Source organism: Aquisalimonas sp. (genome assembly GCF_007120195.1).
Taxonomy (GTDB): Bacteria; Pseudomonadota; Gammaproteobacteria; order Nitrococcales; family Aquisalimonadaceae; genus Aquisalimonas.
In genome coordinates, this window is sequence record NZ_SKOG01000115.1 from 1 (window position 1) to 26,796 (window position 26,796).

Consider the following 26,796-nt stretch of genomic DNA (forward strand, 5'->3'; position numbering starts at 1 on the left):
GATGCGCCCGCACGCGTGGCTGATGCTCGGCCATTGCGCCGGGCTCAGGAACACGCAGAAACTGGGCGACTACGTGCTCGCGCACGGCTACGTGCGCGCGGATCATGTCCTCGACGAGGCACTGCCCCTTTGGGCGCCTATCCCCGCTCTGGCGGAAATCCAAATCGCGCTCGAAGACGCGAGCCGTGACGTCACGGGATACGACGGCTTTGAACTGAAACGGATCATTCGCACCGGCACCGTGGCAAGCGTCGATAACCGGAATTGGGAGCTCGACGATCACGCCACCACGATCCGGCGGCTCTCCCAGTCCCGGGCGGTCGCCCTGGACATGGAGTCCGCGGCCATTGCGGCCAACGGCTTCCGCTTCCGAGTGCCCTACGGAACCCTGCTCTGCGTCTCGGACAAGCCCATGCATGGCGAGATCAAGCTCGCCCGCATGGCGAGCGAATTGTACCGCCAGCGCGTGGATCAGCACCTGGAGATCGGCCTTGCGGCGGTAGAGAACCTGAAGGTCTATGACCCTGAGCGGCTGCACTCGCGCAAGCTGCGCAGCTTCGCCGAGGTCGCATTTCGTTAGGTCGCATCGCAGGGCGGTGAAGCGCCAGTCGCTGCTAAGTGCCGCAGCTGCGGTAGGGGCCGCCCCAGTGCCGCTGGCCAAGCCCGTCCACAACTGCAGCGTGGGCCTTAAGGTGGGCCCCGCAAAGACCGCCCCGCACCCTGCGTGCCAACCGGTCGATCCACGCTGGTCATCGGCCGTAGCGCGGCCATGACTTTGGCGATCAGATGTTGTGTAATCAAGGGAAGTTCGTTACGCCGGAGGCGCTGAAAACAGGCCATGAAGAAGATCGACACCGCCAAGCTTGATCGAATCACCGCTGAGGCCCGCCGCGCAGCCGAGACGCGTAATCAGGGCTACCGTGAGCGCGCTCTGAAGATCTACCCGTGGATTTGCGGCCGGTGCGGGCGTGAATTTACCCGCACCAATTTGCGCGAGTTGACTGTTCATCACCGTGATCACAATCACGACAACAACCCGCCCGACGGGAGTAACTGGGAGCTGCTGTGCGTCTATTGCCACGATAATGAGCATCAGCGCCAGCTTGAGGCGCAAGCAGGCACTGGCTCCGCGTCGGAACGCGTTACCGGGGCCACGCATTCACCGTTTTCGGTGCTCAAGTCGCTACTGGACGATAAGAAGCCCTGACGCGCGCGACTCACGTCTGCCCGGTCGCGGCGCTGCTCGGGGGAAAGTGCGCGACGACGGGGAGGGCGTTTGCACTGGTGTGCAACGCGGGTAGTCGCTCGATCTCAGCGTGGTGGAGCGGTTAAGCGAGCGCCAGGGTGAGGGTGGACGCCCACTGATTCCTTCGGCATCGCCGCTCAGTACCGATAGGCTCTGCCGGCATGCCTGCGTTGTGCGTGCGCGGCATGGTCACGCCGCGGCTCAACTGTCGGCAGGTTCCAGCACCAGCCAGTCCTCCAGCAGATCCGACGGCAGTGTCGTCATGGGGTGTTGAGCATCGATCTCCTCCGTGACCTTGATCAGCGCGTCCTCGGCGCTACCGGCTTCAACCCAATAGGTTTTATCCGCGAGTGGCCCCAGCGAAGCGCGAGCATCCTTTAAAGCAGAAGGCTTGACGCTGCATTTCCATTTCGTCATGGGTTCGAGACCCTCATAAGATATGTCTGGCTAGTGTCCTGTAACCGAAATGCGTTGTCTTTTGCTTGTCGGTGCGCCTTCGGGGCTAGGCGCCGGGCCGAAGGCGTAGCGGGCCCTACGGCGAGGACCGGCAACACCGCTGCGCGGCCGGACAGGCAGCTCAAAAGACAACGCATTTCGGTTACAGGACACTAGTATAGCCAGCCAACGCACGGGCGCGAGGCAACAAACGACCTCCCACTGCCGAAGTCAGCGACTCGTGACGCATTCACACTGCCTGAGCGTGACCAACGCGGCATGGGTTCACAATCACACAGTAATCAGTCGGCCGCAGCGCCATAGCCGTGGACAGCCGCCCGAAACGCTTGTTGCCAATACCCCGCGGCCTGTTCGGGCTCCCCCAAGGCACCCTGAAGTTCCAGGGAGGCGAGGCCGTGGGCGAGGGCCCACAGTTGCAGGGTGACGGCTTCCACATCATGGCGGCCGAACGCGCGTTGGTGCCGCCGGACCGCCGTCCGCAATCGCTCCAGCGTCCCAAGGGCGAGTTGCTGGTCTTCGTCGGTCGGGACGAATTCCGGCAGCGGGCAGGCGAACATGACTGTGTAGAGGTGGCGTTGGCTCAGCGCGCTGCCACGGTAGGCGAGGGCCAGTGCACACAGTTCTGCCTCCGCGTCATCGCCCGGCGCAACAGTCGCCAGATAGCGGTCAAGGGTCTCAAAACCCTGCCGATACATGGCGCGGATCAGGCCGTCCTTGCCGCCGAACAGGGTGTAGATCGCTTGCGTGCTGGTCTCCCCCAGCCTGGCCACCCGTCGCATGCTCAGGGCCTCCGGTCCGTGTGTTGTCAGCAGCCGTGCGGCAGTCTCAAGCAGCTCTGCGCGCGTGTGTTCGTCGTGTTGGCGAGGGCGTCCCATGGCTTGACACGATACCATAACGAAGTTATATAACGACGTAATAAAACAACTCTGCACAGAACTGACGCCAGGGAGGTCGTCCTCATGAATGTGACGCGGCGTCTTGCGTGGCGGGCTTGCCGATGACCGTTCCTTATCGGCTCCTTTGGTTCATGGTGCTGCTCGGCGCCATTGGCGCGGGTGCCAACGCGATCATGTTCATGACGGTCGACGGGTTCGGGGGCAAGCCCTTTCTGGAGAGGTTCCTGGCGTCGCCGATACTGGGCTGGGCCCACGTCGGCGGCGGCGCCCTCGCCATCGTGATTGGTCCGTTCCAGCTGCTGCCGGGTTTCCGGCGGCGCTCACCGATGCTGCATCGATGGCTCGGACGGCTGTACCTGGTTGCGGTATTCGCCTCCGCCCTGAGCGGGCTGTATTTTGCCGCGTCGAGTGTGGCCGGCTGGGTCAGCGCCTGGGGCTTTGCTCTTGCCGCCATTGTTTGGATGGGCAGCGGGATCATGGCCTGGCATGCGGCCCTGCGCGGCGATGTCGCGTCCCATCGGCGATGGATGCTGCGCAACTACGCGGTGACTTTCGCAGCGGCCACCCTGCGCTTTTGGCTCCCGCTGGGTTTGCTGGCCGGCATCGATTTCGAAACCACGTTTCGGATCGTCTCCTGGCTGTCGTGGGCCTTGAACCTCGCGGCGGTCGAGCGCTGGCTGCGCCGGTATCAACGGCCAACAGAACCGCAATGGCATGAAGTACGGCCAAGGCGACACCACGGAGGGCTGCCACGTGGTCCTTAGACTCTGGGTGCGGAACCACATCACCGACCGGGTCAACGCCCCAATCCGCCGTCAACTCGCGAGCCTGATTCCCAGCGGGGCACGGGTGGTTGAGGTAGGCTGCGCGAACGGCCGTCTACTCCTGGATGTTGGGTGGCGCGTGGATTGCGCCCTGGGCATTGATCGTGACGCGCCCATGATTGATGCCGCAATCCGAAGCGCCCGGCGCCGGAATCTGCCGCACCTTGAGTTCATTGCGGCGGATGCCCGGAATCTGACCCAGTGGCTCAGGTTCAGGCCCGACCTGGCGGTTGCCTCGCTGAGCCTCCACGAGATGCCGCCCCGGACGGCGGTCGCTGTCCTGCGGCAACTCGCGTTGGCGGATACGGTGCTGATCGCCGATCTGGTGGAACCCGAATCGGGGCTGCAGCGCGCCTTGCTCCATGCCGACGAGTGGATTGCGGGCCACCTCGATCGCTATCGTGCGTATCAGGCCCAGGGCGGCATGCCGGCTTTGTTGGAGGCTGGCGGACTAGCGGTGCGCCAAATGCTACCGACCCGCAACCCTGCCGTGCGCATTTGGGTCTGTGCACCCCATGTCCACTGATGAACGGCGACGACCACGGACAGGCAGGCAGAATGAGGAATGGGAGGTGTGGAGAGGCGCCATGGCAGCTGCCACACGTCAACCCTGCGGGCGGGACACGCTCGACAAGGGCAAGCGGTTTGGACCTCAGCATTGGAGCCAGGTCGCGCGGAGTTAAGTGGGCGCTGGCGCCACGATGAGAACTTGCGCGGCTACCTCCCGTTCAGCGCACCCCCAACGATGCGGTCAACTCCACAAAGCCCCCATACTCGGGGTTGTGCTGAACGAAGGTCTGGAATGATGGTGGTTGCGGAGCGGGTGCAGGCTGATGGCGGAGACGGCCATCAGTCAAAGGGTGAGTTCCCGTCCCTGAGATGTTTCCACGGGCAATGCGCCGAAGGGCTGGTACAGCCGGGGTTATCGCTGCATTTCGATGCCGCTGGCGTGCTGCAACCGGTGAACTGGGCTGTGGCTGATTCGCTGCCGCGCGATCGGCCTGAAGGCAGGCAATGTTCGGCGGCGCCACGGAGAGTAGGATGGGGCGGAGATGAGAGAGATGCGCAGCTGGGGCTCAGCGCTTCCAAGGGCGCTCCCGGAGGCCTGTCATGAGTGAGATCCTTACCTTCAAGTCCAATGCCCACTCCGTCGCGGAGCGGCGGGAAGAGGCGGGGAGAAGCGGCGTGATCACGATTCGAGCTATCGAAGCTTCCGATTGGGATTCCACCTGGAGACTTTTGGAGTCGGTGTTTCGCGCCGGGGAGACCTATGCATTCCCGCCGGACATTTCGGAACAAGAGGCGTATCGCGTCTGGGTGGAGCGTCCACGGGCGACCTATGTTGCCACCGATGACAGCGGCGCCATTGTTGGCACGTACTACATCAAGCCGAATCAATCGGGTCCGGGTGACCACGTCTGCAACTGCGGCTACATCGTCTCGGATTGGGCCCGGGGTCGGGGTGTTGGTGCGGAAATGTGTCGCCATTCTCTGCGAACAGCGGTCTCCCTGGGGTTTTCGGCCATGCAGTACAACCTCGTTGTTGCCACGAATGAGGACGCGATCCGGCTTTGGGAGCAGCACGGATTTGAAGTCGTGGGACGGTTACCAAAGGCGTTCCGTCATCCAAGTTTGGGCCTGGTGGATGCGCTTGTGATGTACAAGGAGCTGGACGTGCAATAAGCCGCCAGGGCTCACGCGAGGTGGATGCCCGAACCCTGAAGGTGGGGAATTGCGGCACAGCGACCCGAGTGAACAGCTGATCACCCGTGCCGCCGGCGTCGTCGTCCCGTCTGGCACGGCAACGGGCCTGGATCACAGGTCACTGGCTGCGTGGCACCCCCGATGCGCCCGGCGCAGGAATTGCCGTATCCACCGGGCCGCGACCAGATCGTCGGTGGGTTGTGCCAAGGAGTGGTTGCCCTGCTGAAAGGATTGCTCGCCGAGTCTCTCGCGGCGTAGTGCCAGCAGCGCGCGTGAGAACGCGGGGGTGAATTCGGGGTGGCCCTGGAATGTGAGTATATGTGAGCCCACCTCGAACATGCTGTTGGGGCAGAACTGGTGCCCGGCAAGGCGCCGCGCGTCCACCGGCAGCTCCAGGACCTGGTCCTGGTGATTGACGATCAGAGACAGCGCCTCAGCCCGCGGCTGCATCCAGAGCCGGTCCTGGGCGATGAGCTGCGTTGTGTGCACGCCGACGCCCCAGCCTAAGTCCGATTTTTCGACCCGGCCGCCCAGTGCCTGGGCGATGAGTTGGTGGCCGAAGCAAATGCCCACGGTGGGCCGCTGTTCGACGTGAAGTCGTCGCACCAGGTTTTCTGCGCGGCGTATCCACGGCTCGTCATCATAGACGCCGTATGCGCTCCCCGTGAAAAGCCATGCGTCGCAGGCCCGCAAGTCGTCGGGGAAATCGTCGTCGGGAAGGGAATAGGCCTGAAACGATAGCTGTGGGTCCACCCGCAGCAGCAAAGTCCGGAACATGTCGTGGTAGTCACCGAACTGTGCCTGCAGGTGATCGATGACCGAGTCGCATTGCAGGATGCCCAGGTGCATGCTGGTGGTCCTCGGAAAACCTCTGGAGACGACGCGGGTGCTGCTTACGGTGCCCAGGGCCGCAGCCCTGAGGCACCTTTCAACCGGGATTGGCAAGCCTCAGCGGCCATCCCTGTTGCAAGTCGAGCCATTATGGCATTACTGGTGGCGACGATGGTGATTGGTTCAAGCCGATTGCGGCATCTCCCAGGCTTACGAGATCCCGGAGTAACGCGGTGGCCGCATGGGCGTCGATGCACAATGCCATGAAGGCTACGTGAAACTCCCCGGAAACATCCCTGGAGATGGCACCTGGTCGCCCATATAGAGTCCGTATGCAAGTCCGCAGCGCTTTTGTAGAGGGAGGGCATTGCGTGGATTCCTCGGGATTTCCGCTGCATCCAGAGCGCGGGTTTCTGCCCGCCACCGACCCCGCACAATCCTTGCCGGAGGCCTTTGCGCCGTGGGACCAGGCTGCCGCGGAATTGCCCAAATGGATCGCCGCGGGGCGCGTGCGGCGTTACTTGCACGAGCTGCCAGCGCTGGATGTCGACCTCCTGTCCGAAGGGCCGCTGCTCGAGCGCGCCATGATGGTGCTGTCCTATTTCGGGCACGCCTGGGTCTGGGGCGAAGCGCAGGTGGCGCGGGTCCTGCCGGCCAATATCGCCGTGCCCTGGTGCGCGGTGGCGGCGCGACTTGGTCGCCCGCCAGTGCTCTCCTATGCCTCGTACGCGCTGTACAATTGGCGGCGGTTGGACCCTGCGGGGCCCATTGCACTGGGTAATGTTGTGCTGTTGCAGAACTTTCTGGGCGGGCTCGACGAGGAGTGGTTTATCCTCGTCCACGTGGATATTGAGGCCCGCGCGGCACCGGCGCTGCGGGGCGCCCTCAGCGCACAGCAGGCCGTTTCCGCCGACGATACGGCGGGGGTGGGCCACGCCCTCGAGGAGGTGGCCACCGCACTCGGTGCCATGAACACGACATTGGCCCGTATGCCCGAGCGCTGCGACCCGTATATCTATTTCAACCGTGTCCGGCCCTATATCCACGGCTGGAAGAACAATGAGAGCCTGCCCGACGGGCTGATCTACGAAGGTGTGGACGCCTATGGCGGCGAGCCGCAGCAGTTTGCCGGGGAGACCGGCGCGCAGAGTGGTATTATCCCGGTGCTCGACGGCGTGCTGCGGATCAGCCATGCCGACGACCCGCTGCGGCCTTACCTCTCGGAAATGCGGCGTTACATGCCCGCAGTGCACCGGGCCTTCCTGGAGACCCTGGAGGCCGGGCCGGACGTGCGCCAATTTGCCCTGGGATGCGGCGACGCCGAGGTGCAGCGACTCTTTGATGTCTGCATCGACGGCATCGGGGAGTTCCGTTCGCGGCACCTGGAATTTGCTGCAAACTATGTCAACCGCCAGGCGCAGAAGACCGCGGCGAATCCCACGCAAGTCGGGACTGGCAGCACGCCGTTTATGCGGTATCTGCGCAAGCACCGCGATGAGACCGCCGCCGCGCGGATCACGCGCAACCGGACAACCATCGGAGGTTCCTGACCATGAGCAAGTTGCCTGATGTGAGCAAGTCCAAAGCCCCGGAACCGGTCCGCCAGCAGTGGCCGCTGGCGCCCTGGTTTCCACCAATGGCCGGCTTGTCGCTGACGATCAGTCGCACGGAAGTAAGTCTGCAGGACGGGGAGGCCCACGTGAGGGCCGAGCGCCATTATCTGGAAGAGGGGCGGGTTGTCACCGAGCGGGTCGAGGGCCAGGTGCCCACCGAGGTTTACCACGAGGCCGCCAGGGCTGCCGAAGAGCACATGCGTAGCGTCATGGAGCTGATGCAACAGCAGATGAAGCTGTTTACGTCGTTGTGGCTGCCAGGTCCGCCGCGCTAAAGGCCTGTGGAATCGGTTGAGCATTGTGGCGATCGGCGGACTCCCGTCCGTAACGGCGCCGGCTTGCGTGCGCGAGGCGGCCCGTATCGCTAGTGTCCTGTAACCGAATGTCGGTCACCGGACACTAGCAGGATGAATAGTGTCTTGGCGAAATGGTCCACGTCTATGTCCAGCGTCCGTAACGCCGCCGCAGGACGGCGCTGAGGTCACGGGGCGCTGCGGTCACGGATAGTTCATCAAACTGTGATGCGAATGTCGCCGTGACAGGCGCACCATGCCGATTCGCAAACCTGTTTGTCCCTGGGAGACAGAAACCGTCGTGGGAGTTGCCCGCGGCCGGTGGCTGTTTCCAGGGGCGAGTTCATGAGCCGCACGTAGTAAACGCTTGCCGGAGAAACTTCTGATGCTAACGATCGAGGATTGCATCGCCTTATCGGATCTGACCGAAGAGCAAGTCGAAGCGATTGCCAAGCATGAGCACATACCGCGGATGGCGGCGGTGGAAATGGGCTGGTATCTCATGCAAGCGCCGGAGGGCCGGCAACGGCTCACACGCATGATCATCGAGGACATCGTCAATGCCAGTGAGCGGGGCGATCACCAGCACGCCGCGAACCTGACACGCGGCCTCGAGGAATGTCTCGAGAATCAAGCCGGTGCGGCATGATTGATTGCTGAAGGGTCCAGGCGGGGCTGGTGGGCTACTTCCTGCGCCGCCACCCTAACCCGATGCGCCGAATGGCCGCCGGCATCGGGGTGGGCACGACGCCTGCAGCCGACACGACCGTCAGGTCCCAGGTCGGCTGCAGGGGCACGGCTCAGCTCATGTACTGCCCGCCGTTGACAGCGAGGGTGATGCCTGTGGTGTACGCTGCCTCGTCGCTGACAAGATAGCGTACCGCATGGGCGATCTCCTTCGATTCGCCGAGTCGCCCGACGGGGATCTCCGCGACGATCTTATCCAGCACGTCCTGAGGGACAGCCGCCACCATATCGGTTGCGGTGTAGCCTGGGGCGACCGCATTGCAAGTAATCCCTTTTTTCGCGTTCTCCAGTGCCACAGATCGGGTGAACCCGAGCAGACCTGCCTTGGCTGCCGCGTAATTCGACTGGCCGGCCTGCCCCTTTTGCCCGTTGACCGAAGAAATCTGGACAATGCGGCCGAAACCGCGCTCGCGCATGCCTTCGATGGTTACCCGCACCATGTTGAATGCAGAGGTCAGGTTGGTCTGAATCACGGCATTCCACTTATCGGGGTCCATGCGGTGCAGCGCTTTGTCGCGGGTGATGCCGGCGTTGTTCACCAACACCTCAACGGGCCCAAGCGCCTCGGTGACCTTCTCCACTCCGGCCTTGCAGGCCTCGAAGTCGCCGACATCCCACTTGAACACCTTGATGCCGGTCTCCTTCTCGAACTTGGACGCGGCTTCGTCGTTACCGGCATAAGTCGCCGCCACTGTGTAGCCCGCCTCGGCGAGTGATTGTGAGATCACCGCGCCGATGCCCCGCGTTCCGCCCGTAACAAGTGCAGTTCGTGCCATTGGTTGATACTCCGTTTTTGCAGTGGGTCGTCGGTTCCCGGCTCGTTGGAAGCACTTAGGGGCAGCGCTTCCGCCAGGACGTCATACAATCTTAGCAGTTGCTGAAACAGTGGGTAGTGGCGTTCGGCCAACAGTTCGTGGTCCAAGGTGCGCCCCTGCACGGCCAAAAGCAGGATGGCCACGGTGCCGTGCCATTGCCATCGTGGGGGTTGGCACTGCACCGCTGTGACGCGAGTGTTTCGGACCAGACCTGAATCTCCGAGCTGATCGACCTGGCCGCAGTTCACCTCTCGCCGGCACGCTCTGACAGTGCCTTGACCTCGTCGTGGATCAGTCGGGCGATGGCCTGTTCGTCATCTCCCGCTGCCTGCAAGCGCTCCACGCTGACGGGCTCGCCGATGATGACCCTGACTCGCCCCCGCCGAGGGAATCGACGTCCAATGGGCAGCAACTGGTCCGTCCCCTCAATGGAGATCGGTACCACGGGGTGTGGTTGGGCTCGCAACAGCAGCCCGATACCGGGTTGAAAGGGCTGAAGTGTGCCGTCCGGCGAGCGTGCACCTTCCGGGAACCAAACCACATTGTGGCCCTGCGATAACGCCGCCGCCGCCAGCGCCAGGCTATTGCGCGGAGCAGCCGCGGGGTCGACGGGTAAGACACCGGCGACGCGGCTGAACCATCGGCCCACGGCCGAGCGGAAGACCATGCCGGTCCACCCGGTCCAACGTAGTTTCCTGAGCTGCTCATAGCTGAGAGCCTGGGCGATGACCACCGGGTCGAGTGCGCTCAAATGCCTCGGGGTGATCAGCAGCGGCCCCTCCTCAGGCAGGCGCCCGTGAACGTCCACCCGCACCCACAGCGGCATGAGCGCCCGGATCAGCCCCACGATGATGCGACCGCAGGCGCGGTGTACCGTGCCCCGGGGCTGCAGCCAGACTCGTAACCGCTCCGGCACGGCGTCGTCGGGCTGGCGCAAGGAGGTGACCAGATCGGCGCCGCCTTCCTCCGTATGCCTGGCTGCCGCCGCCTCGCGCAGCAGGTCGCGGACGGTCTCGATGCGGCCGATTGCCTCGTCGTCCAAATCGACCTGGGCCCGTTCCCCCAGGCTGAGGCTCAGGTTCACCCAGGCCAGGGAATCCAGGCCAAGATCGAGAGACAGGCTGCTGTCCGGTGTCAGGCGAATGTCCTTGTACTTATCCGCCAGGTAGTGCCATGTGGCCGCGGCTGCCGAGTCGGACAGCAGCTGCTGGTCCTCGGGGGCCATGGATTCCAGAGGCATTGGGCCGACGGCCACGGTGCTCATATCGCCACCGGCGGCGAGGGATTCATACAGTCGCCTGAGTTCATGGCGTCGCAGTTTCCCTAGCCGGGTGCGTGGCAGTGGATCCAGGGAGACCTGAAGTTGACTGGGCCGGTGGTGGCTGGGCAGGCTGCGCGCCGCCTCCTGCAGGGACTCACGCAGGTGGCTGTGCAACTCCTCGCCAGTGTATTCTCGCGCCGCCGAGGGCTCGGGCACGACGACGGCCACCAGCCGGTCCTTGTGCTCCAGGATGCCAATATCCCGCACCCCCCGGGCGCTCTTTAGGGTCTCCTCCACCCGCTCCGGATCGATGTTCTCGCCGCCGGAGAGCACGATCATGGCCGAACTCCGGCCGTGTAAGTACAGGTAACCGTCGCCATCGAACTCGCCCAGGTCGCCGGTGCGGAACCAGCCGTCTTCGTCGAGCGCCTCGGCCGTCTTCTCCGGTCGTTGCCAGTAGCCGCTGAACACATTGGCCCCGCGGGCCATGACTTCCCCGCGCCCGCCCGGGGGGTCAATGCGCAGTTCGACCCCGGGCAGGGCCAAGCCCGCGGCGCGCACGCGCAGGCGATCCGGGGGGTTGAAGGTGAGAATGGGGGAGGTCTCGCTCAGTCCGTAGCCGGTAGCCACCTCCCAGCCTAGCCCCTGCAGCTTCTCCGCCAGCTCGGGGTCGAGCGCCGCGCCCCCCGCGACGACCAGGCGCAGTTGCGGGGCGAGGCGCTGATGAAGGCTGCGAAAGAGTCGGCGCCCCAGTCGCCAGCCCAGTCGCCGACGCGCCTGCATGGACAGCGCAAGCATGCCATGAAACAGGCGCTGGGCCAGCGCGCCCCGGCCACTGACGCGCTCCTGTAGCGCGCTCCAGATGGCCTCATAGAGCCGTGGGACACCCAGCATGATGGTGGGCTTGCCCACCTGCAGGGCGCGAACGATCTGGGGGCCCACCAGCGAGTAGGGAATGATCAGCGGAATCCCTAGACGCAGCGGCACCAGAATGCCAAGGGTGAACGGGTAGACATGGTGGAACGGCAAGGGAACCAGAATTCGGTCGTTATCATTGGTCAGCTCCAGTTCGACGAGCGACTCCACATTGCTCGTCAGGTTCGCGTGCGTCAGGGGCACACCCTTGGGTGGGCCGGTGGTACCGGAGGTGCAGAACATGGTGGCGAAATCCTCCGGCGCCACCGAGGCCTTGCGGGGTTGTTCGGCCCAGAGCTTGCGCCAGTTCGGCGCGTCGGCCTCATCGGCATCAAGAAGGCGAAGCTCGGGGCCCGGGTCCAGCTCTGCCTGCCGAACCCGGTCTGCCAGACTTGCGCTCGTCAGTACCCACCGGGGCGCGGCATCCTCAAGGACGTAGTGGAACTCCTTGAGCGGCATCTGCGTATCGATTGGCACCAGGACGCCGCCCGCTTGCATGACGCCCACCGCGGCGATGACCCAGTCAATGGAGTTGGGTGCCACCAGCGCCACCCGGTCACCCCGTTGCAGCCCGGCCTCCAGCAAGCCCCCGGCAAAACGGCCCGCCTGCTCCAGCAAGTCTGTGCGCGTCAGCTCGTTTAGCCCCTCGCGGTCGAGTGCGAGCACTGCCTGAGCCGCAGGCGGCGTCGGACGGGCGTTGATTAGTTCACTGACAGTGTTGCTGCTCATGGAAATCCTCGTGTCGTTGTGTTGCGCCATTGGTGCCTTGTGCGCGCGTAGACGCCGAGACTAAACCGGTGGCGGCGGTGCCGGCTAGCTCAGATCAACCAACGGGTGGCCGATTTCCTCCGATGGGAGTAGCTGACATTGCGATGACACCCTGCCAGCCGGAGCGGAAAGTGCGACGACTCCAGACAGAGCGTCCGCCGATGGAGGTTGAGCCACAATACGAGAGCGGGGAAGGGCGGGGCGTGTGACGATGGGAGGACCTTGACCGGCATTAACGCGGCAGCGGTGGTGTCGTAGTAGACTTTATTATGGAGAGGCCAATGATCCGGGGTTGATGCCATGTTCCGCGATCGTGTGGATGCCGCCAACCAGCTTGCCGAGCGGTTGAGCGGGCTCAAACAGCTGCACCCGCTGATTCTGGCGATTCCGCGCGGCGGTGTTCCGATGGGAAAGGTGCTCGCCGAGGAGCTCGATGGCGAGTTGAATGTGGTGCTCGTGCGCAAGATCCCTGCGCCGGGTAATCCCGAATACGCCATTGGTGCCGTGAGTGAAGATGGTGCCATCCACGTCACCGAGAACAACGCGCAGCGCTACGGGAGGCAGTACATCGACCGTCAGGCGGAGGCTGAGCAGGAAGTCCTGCGCAGGCGCCGTGAAAGCTATACGCAGGTTCGCCCGCCCATCGATCCTGCGGGGTGCGTGGTTGTGGTGGTGGACGACGGCAGCGCCACCGGTGCGACCATGGAGGTCGCCCTCCAGGCTGTGCGCCAGAAGGGGCCGGATCGACTGATCGCAGCCCTGGGCGCTGCACCGCCGGACGCCGTGGAACGGCTCCAGGCCGTCGCCGATGAGGTGGTGTGCCTGCACGTGACGCCTCATTTCGGTGCAGTGGGCCGGTTCTTCCGGGACTTTAGCCAAGTCAGCGACGACGAGGTCATCGCGCTGCTCAGCAAATGATGCGCCCGGTGGCCTGGAGGTGGAGTCGACAACGCTCTACTGGGGCCGGAGGGCGGTGGCGGGCGCGGGCCGTGGAGGACGCGCAAAGGGGCTCACCATGATGCCCGCCCATGGCTGCACCCGCGGTCGCCGGTCAGCGACTTGATCGAGAACCCGGTTTGCCGGCGTCAGGCATTGCGTGTCAGGTTGCGAATCGTGCTGGCCACCAAGGGCTCAACGGGGCGCACCACAAGGCGATCCGTGGGGCGTGCGAGCACCGGACTGTCTACCGAGTTTGTAATCAGCAGCCTGTCCGGGCCTGATGCGCTGAGGAGGTCCTCTGCACCGGGCGCAAACACCCCATGCGTCGCAGCGGCGACGACGGTCTCCGCGCCGCTGGCGCGACAGGCGTCGACGGCGCGGCGCATCGTGGTCCCTCCGGCGATCAGATCGTCCACAATGACTGCCAGGCAGCCCTTGAGGCTCCCGACCACGGCGGTGCCTGATACAACCCCGTCGCTACGATGTTTTTCCATGAAGACCGGGTTTGCCGGCCTGCCCGTGATGCGCTCCAACGTGGCCCGAAACGCATCCGCCCGCTTGACCCCACCGGTATCCGGCGAGATAACGGCGATGGGCCGCTCGCCGGCGAGATCTGCCAGTACTTCAGCGAAGGCCCGATGAGCCTCCAAGTGCACCGTCTCACACCGAAATGCATTTTCAAAGGCGGCGACGTTGTGCACCTCAAGGGCTGCAACCCGCTCGACACCTGCCGCCTCCAACAGCTGGGCAAGATAGCGCATGGTGACCGGGTCCCGAGGCTTGGTGCGCCGATCCTTTCGGGCATAAGGCAGGTAGGGCAAAACGGCAGTGACACGTTGGGCACCGGCATCACGCAGGGTCGCGAGGAAGAATAACAGGCGCATGAGCTTGTCATTGACGCTGTGGCTACCGTCCCCGGCCAGGCGATACACCACATACACGTCCCGGTGACGGACGTCGACCAGGGGCCGCAATTTGTGCTCGGCGTCTTCGAAGGTCCGCTCCTCGGTGGGGGCTAGTTCTGCGCCCAGCTCGGTGGCCAACGAGTTGCGAAATGCCTCACTGTCGCCCAGGACAAACACCTGGGGTGTCACCCGGGCCGGGTTTGCTTGGGGCTTGGTCAATATGCACCTCGATCAGTCGCCGTGGCAGCGTTGCTAATGGCCGGAGAGGCTGCGGTTACAGGACACTAGTCTACCTTCGTCTGGCGTCGGCGGGCCGCGCGGATCGTGGGCCGGACACGACGGGAAACGGCACAATCCGGCAACAAGGTTCTGATACCAGTCAACGGCGGCCAATGTGCGACGCCTTGGTGAGGGGTGGCTGCTGTGCGCGCGAGTTACAGGGCCTCGGTAGGGTATGATTCACGCATGAGCGAGCGTCAACCGCAAGAAGATTTTACCCCCGGCCGGGTCCATCGGATCAACTGGCGGCTGGCGCGGATCACCGCTGCCAATCCGGGCATGATGACCGGGCCTGGCACCAACACCTGGATTGTCGGTCAGGCGGACCGCGTGGTGGTGGACCCCGGGCCTGACGACGCCGCCCATCAGGAGGCGGTGGCCGCCGCCGGCGAAGGGCGTATCAAGGCGATTCTGATCACCCACACGCATCCGGATCACTCACCGGGGGCGCGCCGCCTGCAGGCGCTCACCGGTGCTCAGGTCATGGCCCATCCCCGCGAACTCGCGGGTATCCGCGATACAAGCTTCCAGGCGGATGAGCTACTGGATGAGGGTGATCGGCTTGATGGTGGGGATTTCACTCTCCATGTTCTGCATACCCCGGGGCACGCCTCGGACCATCTGTGCTTCTTGCTGGAGGACGACCGTATTCTGATTGCCGGTGACCAGGTCATGGACGGCGCTACTGTGGTGATCAGTCCGCCAGATGGCAACATGCAGGACTACCTCGATTCGCTGCATCGCCTGATGCGCCTGGATCTCGCCGCCATTGCACCAGGCCATGGGCGCCTTCTGCAGCCGCCCCGGGAGGTGCTGGAGGCAGTAATCGAGCATCGCCTGCACAGGGAACGTATGGTGCTGCAAGCGGTCATGGAAGGAGAGGAGCAGATCGCAGATTTGGTGCGGCGCATCTACACGCACATCCCCGAAGCGCTGCAGCGCGTGGCCTTCGGCTCGGTGCGCGCCCACCTTGAGAAGCTGCGGGATGAGGGGCGCGTCGCAGGTGGTGGCGATGGCCCTTGGAGGCCGTTGGGATGAGCGACGAGGAGACCCCATCATGAGTAAGCAGCTGCACACAGCGGTCGTCGGGGGCGGTTGCTTCTGGTGCCTGGAAGCCGTGTTCCAGCGGCTGGCGGGCGTGCACGAGGTCGTCTCCGGGTATGCCGGGGGGCAACGGGCCAACCCAACTTACCAGCAGGTTTGCAGCGGTGCGACGGGGCATGCGGAAGTGGTCCGCATCCGGTTTGACCCGGAGGTGATCAGCTTTGGGAAGCTGCTGGAGGTGTTTTTTAGCATTCACGACCCCACCCAGCTCAACCGGCAGGGCCACGACATTGGCACCCAGTACCGCTCGACCATTATGCCTCAGGACGCCGAACAGGAGCGCATCGCCCTGGAAGCCATTGAGTGGGAGGATAACAGCGGGGTCTGGCGGCAGCCGCTGGTGACGGCGGTCGAGCCCGGTGCAACGTTCTGGCCCGCGGAGACGGAGCATCAGGACTTCTTCACGCGCAACACCTTCCAGCCCTATTGCCAGTTCGTGATCGCGCCAAAGCTCAAGCACGCGCAAGCGACGTTTCCGGAGCAGGTGACGCCATGAGCTTGTTGGTTCGCCTCGCCGCGGGGCTGTTCGTCGCCGGTCTGGCCCAATCGGCGCATTCCGGGCTGGATGCGGCGCTGGAGGAAATCGATGCCGCTTGCCGGGAGCGTGCTGCCGAGGTGGTTGCCGAAGAGTGGCCGCAGATCGAAGAGCAAGCCGAAGAGCGGGGCCTCGAGGTCACGCCACGTCATCGGGCAATGCATGAGCGTGTGCTCCGCCGACGGTGCCAGCTCGCGGATCGGATCGAGTTCGTCGAAGGGCTGCGGGACGACCTCTCGGATGAGGAGTGGCAGGAATTCGGCGGCGATGAACTGCTGCGTGACCTGCGCGAGGAGTTCGGCGTACTGCGGAATTAACGCCGGTGCTGCGCGCGTGCCGTGCAGGTCAAAAAAGCCGCGACGGCGATGTGCCAGCGCGGCTTTTTCATATTGGAGCGCTGCGGCCCCACGGTCAACCCGCCTGCTTTACGCGGTCGCCCGCCGCGAACCTGCGTACGGCGTTGACGACGCTCTGGATGCCGGCGGCGGCGACGGCACCGCGCAGCATGTCCGCTTCCAGGCGAACTTGAGCCAGTTGCGGCTGCTCGGCCGCCGGGGTGTGATGCTCAAAATGGTCGTGCTGCATGACGGCCTCCTTCAATTGGATGAAACGTTGGACCATGGACCGAACGGAGTCGACGCGAGCGCCATCGGCCGGTCGGCAATTATTCAATCTCGCAAGGGTGGCCCCGGGATGCGGGTACTTCCTCAACGTCCCGGGTAGTGTACCCTCTCAGGCCGGGGTGTGTACAGACCCGTCTGCCCATTTACCCGACCTGCGAACTCAACTCGGGGAAGTCGTTGGCACCGGAAGTGGTGTTCCCCCGGGGGCCAGCTGTCGGTTTCTTCCCCTAACGTGAGCGTATAGTAGGCCGAAAGAGTCTGTGGATCATCCGGTTGCCAGGCATAATACTTGTGATGCTGCGGACTAAATCGTGGGCACTCGGCAACGAAGAGGGGCGCTCTGGCGGGCCCCGGTGGAGTTCGTAGAGGCTGCTCGCACACGCCGTGAATCGCCTCCTGCGGCCATCAGGTCGCGGAGCAGGGTAGTCGGGGTCAATCACGTGGACAAACAGGTCTCGATTACGAGAGATTTGCCGGTGAGGCAAAAATAGCTGAGGGAGTAAGGAGTCCGGTCCATGGATCGAACATCGGAGATGATGATCTTCGTGCGTTGTGTGGAAGACGGCAGTTTCTCAGCCGCCGCGCGTGTCCTGGACATGACGCCCTCGGCCATCAGCAAGCAGATCCGTCGCCTGGAGGATCGTCTCGGCGCTCGATTGTTCAACCGGACCACCCGCCGCATCAACCTCACCGAAGCGGGCCGTGATTTCTACGATCGCTGCGCGCGCATCATGACCGAAATCGAAGAGGCCGAGGATGCGGTCAGCTCTCTGCAGAATCATGCCAGGGGCACCTTGCGTGTATCCGGCACGGTTGCCTTTGTCCGCGGCGAGGTGTTGCCGCGGATCAATCGTTTTCTGGGTGAGCACCCGGAGTTGAACCTGGAACTCGAGCTCACCGATCGGCAGGTGGATCTTGTGGGTGAAGGTGTCGATGCCGCCATCATGCTCTACGAGCAGGTGACCGACCCATCGTTGGTCGCGCGCAAGCTCGCGGTGAACCGGCGGATCATCGTGGGTTCACCGGATTACATCCACCGCCTGGGCGCGCCACAGACACCGGAGGAACTGCTCGACCACAACTGTCTGAGGCTGTATAACGTTTCCCGCTTCAACGACTGGGAGTTCGCGTTCGACGACGGCAGCCGGCGCGTCATCCACGTACGCGGAAACTTTCGGGCGAACACCGCCAGTGCCCTGTACGAGGCGGCGCTTGCCGGGGTCGGATTGGCGCGGTTGTCGACCTGGCTGGTTGCGCCATGTATCCGTGACGGCTCCCTGGTCCAGCTACTGCCGGAGTACGCGCAGGAGAACTCCGCCTACTACGTGCTGTTCCCCTCGGGCCGGCACCTCTCGCGCAAGGTGCGCGCGTTCGTGGATTTCCTGGTCGAGGAATTCACGCCCCTGCCGCCTTGGGAACGGGAGGATCAGGAACTGGTCAAGGGGGTACGCCGTTCCGCGCCAGGCCATTAGCGTGTGCCGCTCGGTGCATCCGGGCGCCGTCGCCATCACTCAGAAGGAGCGCTTCAATGCCTGCCATGCCCGCATCGGATTCCGGCACCCTGGAGCAGTTCATCTCCATGCTGCAGGCAAGCCGGCGGCCACTGCTGTTGACCGGTGCTGGTGTGAGCACGGAGTCCGGCATACCCGACTACCGTGATGCCGGCGGCGGTTGGAAACGGCGGCCGCCGATCCAGCTGCAGGAGTTTTTGCGCACCGAGCACGCCCGCCGGCGCTACTGGGCGCGCAGCATGTTGGGCTGGTCGATGATTCGCCAGGCAAGCCCCAATTCAGGACACCGCGCGCTCGCGCGCCTTGAACAAGCAGGTCGGCTGCACTGGCTGATTACCCAGAACGTGGACGGGTTGCACCAACGCGCTGGCAGTCGTCGGGTCACCGATCTGCACGGGCGTCTGGACGTGGTGTTGTGCCTCGACTGCGGCCACCGGCTGTCCCGCGATGTCATGCAGTCGGTACTACGCGAGCGCAATCCGGGGTGGCAGGTGGACAGCGTGGAGCTGGCGCCGGATGGGGATGTCGACCTGGAGAGCAGTGCATTCGCGACCTTCCGCATCCCGGATTGCCCCTGCTGTGGGGGCGTCCTGAAGCCGGAGGTGGTGTTCTTCGGTGAAAAGGTGCCCCGGGGGTCGGTGGCCTTTGCGTTTCAGCGCCTGGACGAGTCGGATCTGTTGGTTGTCGCCGGATCCTCGCTCATGGTCTGGTCCGGCTACCGGTTCGTCCGGCACGCGGCGGCACGCGGCCTGCCGGTCGTTGTCCTCAACCAGGGCCGGACCCGCGGGGATACGGAAGCCACAGTGAAGGTGGAGGCCTGCTGCGGCCCGGCGCTTGCTGCGGCTGCCGAGGCGATGGAGGCCTGAGCGCCGTGCGCGATGCCGTTTATCATCAAGTTGCCGCATGCCCATGACGCCCGCCACGCTAGCGGCCAATCGCCCCATCGGCGTGTTCGACTCCGGCCTTGGCGGCCTGTCCGTCCTGCGGGAAATCCGCACGCTGCTGCCCGCAGAGGACCTGCTCTATGTCGCGGACGCGGCCCACGTCCCCTACGGCAACCGCAGCCCGGCCCAGATCCGGGCGCGCGCTGAGGTGCTCACGGGATTCCTGGTCGGCCGGGGGGTAAAGTCCGTTGTTGTTGCGTGTAACACCGCGACGGCCGTGGCGGTAACGGATTTGCGGGCGCGCTGGTCCATTCCCATTATCGGCATGGAACCCGCCATCAAGCCTGCCGCAGCGCTCACCCGCAATGGCATTGTCGGCGTACTCGCCACCGAGGGGACCCTGGCCAGCGCAAGGTTTGCTGGTCTGCTGGAGCAATATGCGGGTCGAGCCCGCGTCGTGACCCAGCCCTGTCCTGGCCTGGTCGCCGCCGTGGAGGCCGGTCACCTGGACGGTGAGCACGCGCGCGCACTGCTCCGGCGGTATCTTCGCCCCTTGCAGGAGGCCCGCGCCGATACCATGATACTCGGGTGCACCCATTATTCCTTTCTCGTTCCGCTTATTCGCGAACTGCTCGGGCCGGACGTCGCCATCGTCGATACCGGATACGCCGTGGCGCGTCAGTTACAGCGCCGCTTGCACGACGGCGCCGCCTTGTGCGCACCCGCACGGTCAGGGACTGAGCACTTCTGGACCACGGGAGATGCCGTCACGGGTGCTAGCGTGCTGAACCGGCTATGGGGCGGTGCTCCGGCGTTGCAGGCCTTGAGGCCGGGGGAGGGGTAGTGTTTGCCATCGCACATACAGGGTGTGCCGCTGGTCCTAACATGGCAGGCGGTCACAAGAGTGCGCTTTAGCTTTAACTGAGTGATACAGCTGCCAAGGCTGCACTGGGGCACGCCCCAGTGCAGCCTGAGCCCGGGAGGCTGTCGAGGGTGCTTACTGCCCGCGAAGCCTGTGCTTTTCCGAGCTGGCTTGTCTCGCCGTATCGATTGGGGGGTGTGATGACGCGCTCGCAGGACCCGAAGGAGTTCGCTGTATCAGGCTGGCTGGCCTGGCTCAGGCCGCGCGGAGCTAAGGGCCGAGCCCAGCCGCAAGCAACGGCTTACCGCGTACGTCACCTCGGCTCTGTGCTGGTGGTGCTGGCCTGCGCTACTCCCGTTAGCCTCAGCGCTCAGGCGGTAGGGCCGCCACTCCAGCTAAGACCGCCTGATCTGTTTTCCAACCCAGGGACCCCCGCGCCATTGCGGCCCGGGCAGGCGCGAACCGAGGAAGAGCCACCGGGGTTGGCGCCGACTGAGGAGGAAGAGCCGCCAGAGGAGGCACCACCGGAGGAAGAGCCGCCAGAGGAGGCACCACCGGAGGAAGAGCCGCCAGAGGAGGCACCACCGGAGGAAGAGCCACCCGAGGAGGCACCACCCGAGGAGGCACCACCCGAGGAGGCACCACCGGAGGAAGAAGAACCGCCGGAGGAAGCGCCGCCCGAGGACGAGCCAACGGAAGACGAGCCGGCCGACGGTGCGCCGCCCGCAAGTGCCGTGTCGAGTGGGCGTGCGCCCGAGGTGATTGCCGCCCAGGGGCGGGCCAGTGTCATGGGCATGCGCCAGCAGCTGAGTAACCTCTCCCAGCGTATGCAGCGGCTGCGCGACGGCGCCAGCGGCCTGGACGTCTCTGGCCTTACCCTCGGCGCCAGTGGTCAGAGCCTTTCCGCTGGCTCCCTCTTCGACGATCGCCGTGGTGGAACCGGCGAGATGCGGGAGTTCAGCCCGTACAGCGAGTTCGGCCTTGGCGCGTTCATCAACGGCTCTGCCGCGTTCGGCAACCGTGACAGCACGGACAGCAGGCCGGGCTTTAGCAGCCGCGCCCTGACGCTGACGGGCGGCGCCGACTACCGGTTTACTCCCCATTTTGTGGGCGGCGCTGCGCTCGGTGTCACGCAGACCACCACCAACGTGCGCAACGGCGGGGGCGGCGTGGAGTTGGAGGGCTTCAGCGCGGCCGTGTTCGGCAGCCAGTTGTTCCCGGGGGAGTTCTACCTGGACGGCATCGCCATCCTTGGGCGCAATCGCTTGGAGACGGAGCGACCGGTGCTGGGCGCGCAGGTCGCGCAGGCGCGGCCCGCCGGCACCGAGTACGCGCTGGGCCTCAGGGGCGGTCGGGATTTTATCGAAGGCCCATGGACGTTCTCATTGCAAAGCGGCATTGACTACGTGCGGGTGACCATCGAGAGCTACGACGAGTCCCCCAGCGATCCGGACGGGCCGGGAAGGGGGTCGCTGCTGTCCATCGACCGCCAGGCCGTGGAATCTTTGACCCTGGAAGGTGCGATCCAGGCCAGCTACGCCTATCCCTTCGACCAGGGCATCCTGTTACCGACGGCCCGCTTGGGGCTGGAGCGCGAGCTCAGCGGCGACAGCCGCTCCATCGGTGCTCGCTTCCAGGACCAGGACCGGTTTACCTTGCGCGCGGAAGGCCCGGACCGCACCCGGGTGAACGTGGCTCTGGGCGTCTCCGGATATTTCACCGAAGGACGCTCTGCATCGCTGTTCCTGGAGAGCGTGGAGGGCCTCGGTGACGAGCGGCTCTACCGGATCGATGCCGGCGTGCGCATGGAGTTCTGAGCGATCGCGCGCAAAGGCGTGGATTGTGCCAAATGTTTTTGCCGGTTCGCGGAAAAAGTTCTCGCTTGGCACGAGGTGGCCCGGGTGCGCCTGAGTCGGGGGTCTGTCCCCGCTGCGCCCCGTATGCCGGGCGGGCGGCGAGCGGCTTCCGCACGCGGTGTGTGCCGAAGCAGGCCGTCGATGGTCGAGCTCATCCCCGGATATTGCTTTCTCCCTGAACCCCGACCAGACTGAAGCCAGGACATACGCCGGGATTCCGTTCGCCCCTCCGCAGCGGGCGATTCCGGTGTCCGAGTGCAGAACGATGAAAACAGCGTTGCCGGGTCATCGCGAAATAGACAATACCTTGAGGCGTAAGGGTGGATTAGCGAAGCGTCATCCACCGTCATAAAAGGGGGAGAGGCTGTGAGTGCAATCGCCATTTTATTGCTCGGCCTGGGCGCGATGGCGCTCGGTTACATCTTTTACTCCAAATTCATCGCTGAAAAGATCTACCAGCTTGATCCCAACTTCAGGACGCCAGCCCATGAACTTGAGGATGGCATCGACTACGTCCCGACCAACAAGTTTATTCTGTGGGGCCATCACTTCACCTCGGTCGCCGGCGCCGCCCCTATTGTGGGGCCTGCCATCGCGGTGATCTGGGGTTGGGTGCCCGCCTTTTTGTGGGTGGTCTTCGGCACCATCTTCTTTGCCGGCGTCCATGACACCGCTGCGATCTGGGCGAGCGTGCGTCATAAGGCCCGCTCCGTTGGCGCGATTACCGGCGAGGTGGTCAGCGCCCGGGCACGCACACTGTTCATGGTGGTGATTTTCCTGGTGCTGCTCATGGTCAACGCCGTGTTCGCTGTGGTTATTGCCAACCTGCTGGTGGCCAATCCCACGGCGGTGATTCCGGTGTGGGGCGCCATCGTGGTGGCGTTGATCATCGGGCAGCTCATTTATCGGCGCAAGATCGGGTTGCTGACGGTCTCCATTGTCGGCGTTGCAGCCCTGTACGGGCTGATCGGAATCGGCCCGATGATGCCCATCGAGCTGCCGGAGACGGCTGTCGGGTTGCCGCCCCATACACAGTGGATCCTGTTGCTGTTCCTCTATGCGGCCATTGCCTCCCTGCTGCCGGTGTGGATGCTTCTGCAGCCGCGTGACTATATCAACGGCCTGCAGCTTTTTATCGGCCTCGGGCTGATCTACGCCGCCGTCCTGGTGGCAAATCCGACGGTCGTGGCGCCGGCCTTCAATGCCGACGTGCCGGCGGGGACACCGTCGCTTATCCCGTTACTGTTCGTCACCATCGCCTGCGGGGCCATCTCCGGGTTCCATGGTCTGGTCTCCTCGGGGACCACATCCAAGCAGATCAACAACGAGAAGGACGTGCGCTTTGTCGGCTACTTCGGGGCGGTCGGCGAGGGGTGTCTGGCGTTGGCCGCGATCCTGGCCACCACCGCCGGCTTCGCGACGCTTGGCCAATGGGAGGCGGTGTATGACACTTTCGGCGCCGGCAGTGTCGGTGCCTTCGTCGAAGGGGGCGCTGCCATCGTGGCTGCCGGCACCGGGCTCCCCGAGATCGTGGCCGTGACGCTGCTCACCGTCATGGCGGTGTTGTTCGCCGGCACGACCATGGATACGGGTATTCGCCTGCAGCGCTACATCATTCAGGAGTGGGGCACCATCTATAACCTTCCCATCCTGCGCAGCGTCCCGGCGTCCACCCTCGTTGCCGTGGGGGCCTGCCTGGCCCTGGCCTTCGGCGCCGGTGGGCCCGATGGGACCGGCGGCATGCTGATCTGGCCCTTGTTCGGCACGACCAACCAGTTGCTGGCGGGGCTTACGCTGCTGGTGGTGACTGTCATTCTGGTAAGGCTCGGGCGTCCCATGTGGTACACGTTGGTGCCGCTGACTTTTCTGCTGGTGATGACAACGCTGGCGCTGCTTGTGCAGCTGGTGAACTTCTACCAGGCGGGTGACTGGTTCCTGCTCACCCTCGATGTCATCATCCTCGTGGCTGCGGTGATGGTACTCCTGGAGAGCACCAGCACCCTGCGCCGCCACCTCCAGGAGGCGCGAGGCACCGCGAGCTGATGCACGCACCGGGCGTTGAGTCCGGACGGTGAACAGTGACTCGTCGCAGCATGGGTAACCGGGCCTGGCAAGGGCCAGGTCCGGTTCGACAGACAAGGGGCCCCGTGCTGCTCTGCGTGCGTTGTCTCGGTGGGTGGCACACTCGGGGGCTGGCACCACCATAAGGGCCCTAACCCTCGCCCGGCTGGCGACCCGGCGGTGTCAATTCCATCGGCGGATGGGAGTGATAGCCGCGCCCGGACGCTTCGCCTACCCGTCCTACCCGTGACGCGGCAAATGATGGCGCAGCAGCTTCGCGAACTGCGCAGGTTCAACCGGCTTGCTGAAGTAGAACCCCTGCATCTCGTGGCAGGCCTGTTGGCGCAGGAAGTCAAGTTGCTCTCGGCTCTCCACACCCTCCGCCACCACCCGCAGATTGAGCGTGCTGCCCATGGAGATGATGGCCTTGGTAATCGCCTGGTCTTCGGGGTCTGTGCCGAGCTTGCGGATGAACGAGCGGTCGATCTTGAGTGTATCGATCGGAAAATCCCTGATGTGGGATAAGGAAGAAAAACCGGTGCCAAAGTCGTCGATGGCCAGGCGCACGCCCCACGCCCTGATGGCATTGAGTTTGTCGACGGCGTGGTCGATGTTGAACATGATCACGCTCTCCGTCACCTCAAGCTCCAGGCGGTTCGGATCCAAGTCGGAGTCGTGCAGAGTGGCCGCGAGGTCTTTGAGTAGGTTCTGGTCGCGGAACTGTCGCGGTGAGAGATTCACTGCCATGCGCACGGGCGGCAGGCCGGCTTGCGCCCAGGCCACGTTCTGCGCACAGGCCGTTTGCAGCACCCACTTCCCGATCGGGACGATCAGGCCCGTTTCCTCGGCAATCGGAATGAAGTTGCACGGCGGGATCGTGCCATGTTGCGGGTGCTCCCAGCGCAGGAGCGCCTCGACCGCGGTGATTGCGCCCGTTTCCAGGTCGAGCCTCGGCTGGTAGGCGAGCGAGAACTGATTGTGTTCGAGGGCGCGACGCAGGTCCACTTCCATCGCCATTGGGTCGAATGAGCGGCTGTCGAGTAATGGGCAATAAAAGTGGTGGGTGTTCTTGCCTGCCTCCTTGGCGCGGTACATGGCGATGTCCGCGTTTTTCATCAGCGTCTGTTCGTCCTGCGCATCATCCGGGAACAGGCAGATGCCGATGCTTGCCGTGGTTCTGCACTCCCGGCCCATGATTGTGACCGGTTCAAGGGCCGCGGCGGCGAACTTGTCTGCGATTGCGGCGGCGTGCTCTCTATCGTCGACTTCCTGGATGAGCACCACGAATTCATCGCCTCCGAGCCGGGCGACGACGTCGCTCTCCCGCGAACAGTTCTTGAAGCGGCTCGCCATCTCTTTGAGCAGCTGGTCACCGGCCTCGTGGCCGAGGGTATCGTTGATCAATTTGAAGCGATCCAGGTCAATGAACAGCACGCCGAAGGCGCGGATGTAACGACGTGCGGAGGTGAGCGTGTGGGTCAGCAATTGACTGAACAGCTCACGGTTCGGCAACCCGCTCAGGCTGTCGTGGGTGGCGAGATACTGGACCCGCTTTTCGGCGCGCGCACGCTTGGTGATGTCGGTATAAACGGTGACGAATCCGCCACCCGGGATCGGGCGACCGCGGATTTCCAGCACCGTGCCGTCCGGGCGCTCACGCTCGAACTCGTGCGGCTCAAAGCGCCAAGCCAGGGTGACACGCTCGCGGACCTGCTCCTCGACATCGCCCGGTCCGTAGTCGCCGCGCTCGGCGTTATAGCGGATGAACGCCTCAAAGTCGGTGCCCGGCTGACATAGCCATTCCGGGAAATCGAGCAGGTCCCGAAACCGGCGGTTCACCGCGAGGACCTTGAGGTGGGCGTCGACGATGCTGATCCCCTGATCCATGTATTCCATGGTGGTATTGAGGATCGCTTGGCGCTCGCGTAAGGCCCACTCCGTTCGCCTGTTTTCCGTGACGTCCTCAATCACCCATACCGCGCCGTCATCGGTGCGGCTCGGATCCACCGCCTGGCCGTATACATTGCACACCAGTTCTCGCCCGTCGGTCTTGCGGAATGGCCAGTCCGAGTGGAACGATTGGCCGGCTGCGAGCAGCGGCGTGGCCTTCGCGACCATCTGCTCATAAGATTCGGCGTCTTTGTGGATGACGATGGCGGGCTCGTTGGCCAAATCGCGGGGAGAGCTGAAGCCGAACATCTCGGCGGCGCGCTCATTGCAGCGCTGAATGCGCCGACCGCGCGTGAAGACAATGGCGACGGCGGCATTCTCGAATATCGCCCTCAGCTCGAGCAATGCCTGAGCGGCGGTGTCCTTGTGCACGCCCGGTGTTGTATCGGTCGCTGTTGAGCGTGTCTCGGCGCGATTCCGCTGCCTCGGACGCATGATTCCCCCCCTGCCGCCTCTAGAACCCCATGCCCCAACAGCCGCAGAATGTGCAGAATACGGGGTTTTGTCTGGGGTTGCGCGGAGCATTTCTCATTTTAGCTCCTGACTGCGAGCGCCGGGTCGGGTCGCCAGGGGCCATTCGCGGCAACCCAGAGGCTGCCTGCACGCCAGTGTTGCACCCGGCGACGGTGCTTGGCCAGGGGGTCACTGGTGAGGCGCTGGTCCCACGATCTGGTTACGACCCGATGTCTTTGCATGATAAAGGTTCTGGTCTGCCACGTGCATCATCGCTTGCAGCTCATCGCCGTGCGCCGTGCTGTGGTCTTCCGAGGGGTCGTGCACCGCGACGCCAATGCTGATCGTCACCGGGACCGCAATTCCTGTTGGTGTTTCGAAGGGGCGACGTGCCATCGCTCGACGCAAGCGCTCCGAGACCTCGAGCGCCTGTTGGGCGTCACATTCCGGTAACAGCACGGCGAA

The 26,796-nt window shown here is 64.3% G+C and carries 26 protein-coding genes; 17 read left to right on the forward strand and 9 right to left on the reverse strand.

All coding sequences use genetic code 11. The features are described from left to right. Nucleotides 1-580, forward strand: a 580-nt coding sequence (locus QZT63_RS08690; RefSeq protein ID WP_290650363.1) for an AMP nucleosidase, incomplete at its 5' end; no start/stop codon positions are given. A 258-nt stretch (nt 581-838) separates the two neighbouring features. Continuing rightward, entirely contained in the window at nt 839-1,207 is a 369-nt protein-coding gene (locus QZT63_RS08695) for a YajD family HNH nuclease (RefSeq protein ID WP_290650365.1), read from the forward strand. A 240-nt stretch (nt 1,208-1,447) separates the two neighbouring features. Here the strand turns inward: QZT63_RS08695 and QZT63_RS08700 are convergent, their stop codons facing one another. Beyond that, nucleotides 1,448-1,663 carry a hypothetical protein gene (locus QZT63_RS08700; protein ID WP_290650367.1) on the reverse strand — a complete coding sequence of 72 codons (216 nt, stop codon included), beginning with the start codon at nt 1,661-1,663 and terminating at the stop codon, nt 1,448-1,450. Between the two features lie 320 nt (nt 1,664-1,983). After that, nucleotides 1,984-2,595, reverse strand: coding sequence for a TetR/AcrR family transcriptional regulator (locus tag QZT63_RS08705; RefSeq protein WP_366636480.1), 612 nt, complete (start codon nt 2,593-2,595; stop codon nt 1,984-1,986). A 134-nt stretch (nt 2,596-2,729) separates the two neighbouring features. Here QZT63_RS08705 and QZT63_RS08710 point away from each other — a divergent pair, with 134 nt between their 5' ends. The 3 genes from QZT63_RS08710 (at nt 2,730) to QZT63_RS08720 (ending at nt 5,105) form a co-directional block, all read left to right on the forward strand. After that, nucleotides 2,730-3,362 (forward strand): DUF2306 domain-containing protein, encoded by a 633-nt coding sequence (locus QZT63_RS08710; RefSeq protein ID WP_290650371.1) that lies wholly within the window; start codon nt 2,730-2,732, stop codon nt 3,360-3,362. Beyond that, nucleotides 3,352-3,948 carry a class I SAM-dependent methyltransferase gene (locus QZT63_RS08715; protein ID WP_290650373.1) on the forward strand — a complete coding sequence of 199 codons (597 nt, stop codon included), beginning with the start codon at nt 3,352-3,354 and terminating at the stop codon, nt 3,946-3,948. The genes QZT63_RS08710 and QZT63_RS08715 overlap by 11 nt, the downstream gene beginning before the upstream one ends. A gap of 584 nt (nt 3,949-4,532) precedes the next feature. Beyond that, entirely contained in the window at nt 4,533-5,105 is a 573-nt protein-coding gene (locus tag QZT63_RS08720; RefSeq protein WP_290650374.1) for a GNAT family N-acetyltransferase, read from the forward strand. Nucleotides 5,106-5,237: 132 nt separating this feature from the next. On the opposite strand, the gene QZT63_RS08725 is transcribed toward QZT63_RS08720, so the two are convergent. Next, complete coding sequence (locus QZT63_RS08725) at nt 5,238-5,975, reverse strand: GMP synthase (RefSeq protein WP_290650375.1); 738 nt, start codon at nt 5,973-5,975, stop codon at nt 5,238-5,240. Nucleotides 5,976-6,328: 353 nt separating this feature from the next. Between QZT63_RS08725 and QZT63_RS08730 the strand changes: the two genes are divergently transcribed. The 3 genes from QZT63_RS08730 (at nt 6,329) to QZT63_RS08740 (ending at nt 8,512) form a co-directional block, all read left to right on the forward strand. Beyond that, nucleotides 6,329-7,507, forward strand: coding sequence for a hypothetical protein (locus QZT63_RS08730; protein ID WP_290650377.1), 1,179 nt, complete (start codon nt 6,329-6,331; stop codon nt 7,505-7,507). A gap of 2 nt (nt 7,508-7,509) precedes the next feature. Next, nucleotides 7,510-7,845: a hypothetical protein gene (locus QZT63_RS08735; RefSeq protein WP_290650378.1), complete on the forward strand. Its 336-nt coding sequence runs from the start codon at nt 7,510-7,512 to the stop codon at nt 7,843-7,845. Nucleotides 7,846-8,248: 403 nt separating this feature from the next. Beyond that, complete coding sequence (locus tag QZT63_RS08740) at nt 8,249-8,512, forward strand: hypothetical protein (RefSeq protein ID WP_290650379.1); 264 nt, start codon at nt 8,249-8,251, stop codon at nt 8,510-8,512. 151 nt (nt 8,513-8,663) lie between these two features. Here QZT63_RS08740 and phbB read toward each other — a convergent pair whose 3' ends face one another. Together phbB and QZT63_RS08750 are read right to left on the reverse strand one after the other, a co-directional pair. Then, nucleotides 8,664-9,386 (reverse strand): acetoacetyl-CoA reductase, encoded by a 723-nt coding sequence (gene phbB / locus QZT63_RS08745; RefSeq protein ID WP_290650381.1) that lies wholly within the window; start codon nt 9,384-9,386, stop codon nt 8,664-8,666. Nucleotides 9,387-9,669: 283 nt separating this feature from the next. Continuing rightward, complete coding sequence (locus tag QZT63_RS08750) at nt 9,670-12,330, reverse strand: AMP-binding protein (protein WP_290650382.1); 2,661 nt, start codon at nt 12,328-12,330, stop codon at nt 9,670-9,672. 339 nt (nt 12,331-12,669) lie between these two features. Here QZT63_RS08750 and QZT63_RS08755 point away from each other — a divergent pair, with 339 nt between their 5' ends. Beyond that, nucleotides 12,670-13,287, forward strand: coding sequence for a phosphoribosyltransferase family protein (locus QZT63_RS08755; RefSeq protein ID WP_290650384.1), 618 nt, complete (start codon nt 12,670-12,672; stop codon nt 13,285-13,287). A gap of 167 nt (nt 13,288-13,454) precedes the next feature. On the opposite strand, the gene prs is transcribed toward QZT63_RS08755, so the two are convergent. Further along, complete coding sequence (gene prs / locus QZT63_RS08760; RefSeq protein WP_290650386.1) at nt 13,455-14,432, reverse strand: ribose-phosphate diphosphokinase; 978 nt, start codon at nt 14,430-14,432, stop codon at nt 13,455-13,457. Between the two features lie 246 nt (nt 14,433-14,678). On the opposite strand from prs, the gene QZT63_RS08765 reads away from it, so the two are divergent. The 3 genes from QZT63_RS08765 to QZT63_RS08775 are packed head-to-tail and all read left to right on the forward strand — an operon-like array spanning nt 14,679 to nt 16,448. Beyond that, complete coding sequence (locus QZT63_RS08765; RefSeq protein WP_290650388.1) at nt 14,679-15,530, forward strand: MBL fold metallo-hydrolase; 852 nt, start codon at nt 14,679-14,681, stop codon at nt 15,528-15,530. A 19-nt stretch (nt 15,531-15,549) separates the two neighbouring features. Then, nucleotides 15,550-16,092 carry a peptide-methionine (S)-S-oxide reductase MsrA gene (gene msrA / locus QZT63_RS08770; RefSeq protein ID WP_290650390.1) on the forward strand — a complete coding sequence of 181 codons (543 nt, stop codon included), beginning with the start codon at nt 15,550-15,552 and terminating at the stop codon, nt 16,090-16,092. Then, nucleotides 16,089-16,448: a hypothetical protein gene (locus tag QZT63_RS08775; RefSeq protein ID WP_290650392.1), complete on the forward strand. Its 360-nt coding sequence runs from the start codon at nt 16,089-16,091 to the stop codon at nt 16,446-16,448. Before msrA ends, QZT63_RS08775 begins: the two co-directional genes overlap by 4 nt. Nucleotides 16,449-16,542: 94 nt before the next feature. Here the strand turns inward: QZT63_RS08775 and QZT63_RS08780 are convergent, their stop codons facing one another. Then, nucleotides 16,543-16,716, reverse strand: coding sequence for a hypothetical protein (locus QZT63_RS08780; protein ID WP_290650394.1), 174 nt, complete (start codon nt 16,714-16,716; stop codon nt 16,543-16,545). 553 nt (nt 16,717-17,269) lie between these two features. Between QZT63_RS08780 and QZT63_RS08785 the strand changes: the two genes are divergently transcribed. The 5 genes from QZT63_RS08785 to QZT63_RS08805 all read left to right on the forward strand — a co-directional run bounded on the left by QZT63_RS08785 (nt 17,270) and on the right by QZT63_RS08805 (nt 23,910). After that, complete coding sequence (locus QZT63_RS08785; RefSeq protein ID WP_290650396.1) at nt 17,270-18,226, forward strand: LysR family transcriptional regulator; 957 nt, start codon at nt 17,270-17,272, stop codon at nt 18,224-18,226. A 56-nt stretch (nt 18,227-18,282) separates the two neighbouring features. Further along, on the forward strand, nt 18,283-19,131 hold the full coding sequence (locus QZT63_RS08790) for an NAD-dependent protein deacetylase (protein ID WP_290650398.1): 849 nt from the start codon (nt 18,283-18,285) through the stop codon (nt 19,129-19,131). 37 nt (nt 19,132-19,168) lie between these two features. After that, a complete protein-coding gene (gene murI, locus QZT63_RS08795; protein ID WP_290650400.1) occupies nt 19,169-19,993 on the forward strand; it encodes a glutamate racemase in 825 nt (274 codons plus the stop codon). Between the two features lie 500 nt (nt 19,994-20,493). Then, nucleotides 20,494-21,828, forward strand: a complete 1,335-nt coding sequence (locus QZT63_RS08800; protein WP_290650402.1) for an autotransporter outer membrane beta-barrel domain-containing protein — start codon at nt 20,494-20,496, stop codon at nt 21,826-21,828. Between the two features lie 405 nt (nt 21,829-22,233). Continuing rightward, complete coding sequence (locus tag QZT63_RS08805; RefSeq protein ID WP_290650404.1) at nt 22,234-23,910, forward strand: carbon starvation protein A; 1,677 nt, start codon at nt 22,234-22,236, stop codon at nt 23,908-23,910. Nucleotides 23,911-24,168: 258 nt separating this feature from the next. Here the strand turns inward: QZT63_RS08805 and QZT63_RS08810 are convergent, their stop codons facing one another. Both QZT63_RS08810 and QZT63_RS08815 read right to left on the reverse strand, forming a co-directional pair. Further along, complete coding sequence (locus QZT63_RS08810; RefSeq protein WP_290650406.1) at nt 24,169-26,313, reverse strand: EAL domain-containing protein; 2,145 nt, start codon at nt 26,311-26,313, stop codon at nt 24,169-24,171. A 207-nt stretch (nt 26,314-26,520) separates the two neighbouring features. Then, nucleotides 26,521-26,796 (reverse strand): GGDEF domain-containing protein (locus QZT63_RS08815; protein ID WP_290650408.1); only part of this gene is annotated, 276 nt, incomplete at its 5' end.

Coding starts and splice junctions, on each gene's coding strand:
- QZT63_RS08755 (WP_290650384.1), top strand. CDS start 12,670: ATGTTCCGCGATCGTGTGGATGCCGCCAACCAGCTTGCCGAGCGGTTG.
- QZT63_RS08785 (WP_290650396.1), top strand. CDS start 17,270: ATGGATCGAACATCGGAGATGATGATCTTCGTGCGTTGTGTGGAAGAC.
- phbB (WP_290650381.1), bottom strand. CDS start 9,386: ATGGCACGAACTGCACTTGTTACGGGCGGAACGCGGGGCATCGGCGCG.
- QZT63_RS08720 (WP_290650374.1), top strand. CDS start 4,533: ATGAGTGAGATCCTTACCTTCAAGTCCAATGCCCACTCCGTCGCGGAG.
- QZT63_RS08700 (WP_290650367.1), bottom strand. CDS start 1,663: ATGACGAAATGGAAATGCAGCGTCAAGCCTTCTGCTTTAAAGGATGCT.
- QZT63_RS08790 (WP_290650398.1), top strand. CDS start 18,283: ATGCCTGCCATGCCCGCATCGGATTCCGGCACCCTGGAGCAGTTCATC.
- QZT63_RS08780 (WP_290650394.1), bottom strand. CDS start 16,716: ATGCAGCACGACCATTTTGAGCATCACACCCCGGCGGCCGAGCAGCCG.
- murI (WP_290650400.1), top strand. CDS start 19,169: ATGCCCATGACGCCCGCCACGCTAGCGGCCAATCGCCCCATCGGCGTG.
- QZT63_RS08740 (WP_290650379.1), top strand. CDS start 8,249: ATGCTAACGATCGAGGATTGCATCGCCTTATCGGATCTGACCGAAGAG.
- QZT63_RS08705 (WP_366636480.1), bottom strand. CDS start 2,595: ATGGTATCGTGTCAAGCCATGGGACGCCCTCGCCAACACGACGAACAC.
- QZT63_RS08750 (WP_290650382.1), bottom strand. CDS start 12,330: ATGAGCAGCAACACTGTCAGTGAACTAATCAACGCCCGTCCGACGCCG.
- QZT63_RS08765 (WP_290650388.1), top strand. CDS start 14,679: ATGAGCGAGCGTCAACCGCAAGAAGATTTTACCCCCGGCCGGGTCCAT.
- msrA (WP_290650390.1), top strand. CDS start 15,550: ATGAGTAAGCAGCTGCACACAGCGGTCGTCGGGGGCGGTTGCTTCTGG.
- QZT63_RS08695 (WP_290650365.1), top strand. CDS start 839: ATGAAGAAGATCGACACCGCCAAGCTTGATCGAATCACCGCTGAGGCC.
- QZT63_RS08810 (WP_290650406.1), bottom strand. CDS start 26,313: ATGCGTCCGAGGCAGCGGAATCGCGCCGAGACACGCTCAACAGCGACC.
- QZT63_RS08710 (WP_290650371.1), top strand. CDS start 2,730: ATGGTGCTGCTCGGCGCCATTGGCGCGGGTGCCAACGCGATCATGTTC.
- QZT63_RS08725 (WP_290650375.1), bottom strand. CDS start 5,975: ATGCACCTGGGCATCCTGCAATGCGACTCGGTCATCGATCACCTGCAG.
- QZT63_RS08775 (WP_290650392.1), top strand. CDS start 16,089: ATGAGCTTGTTGGTTCGCCTCGCCGCGGGGCTGTTCGTCGCCGGTCTG.
- QZT63_RS08735 (WP_290650378.1), top strand. CDS start 7,510: ATGAGCAAGTTGCCTGATGTGAGCAAGTCCAAAGCCCCGGAACCGGTC.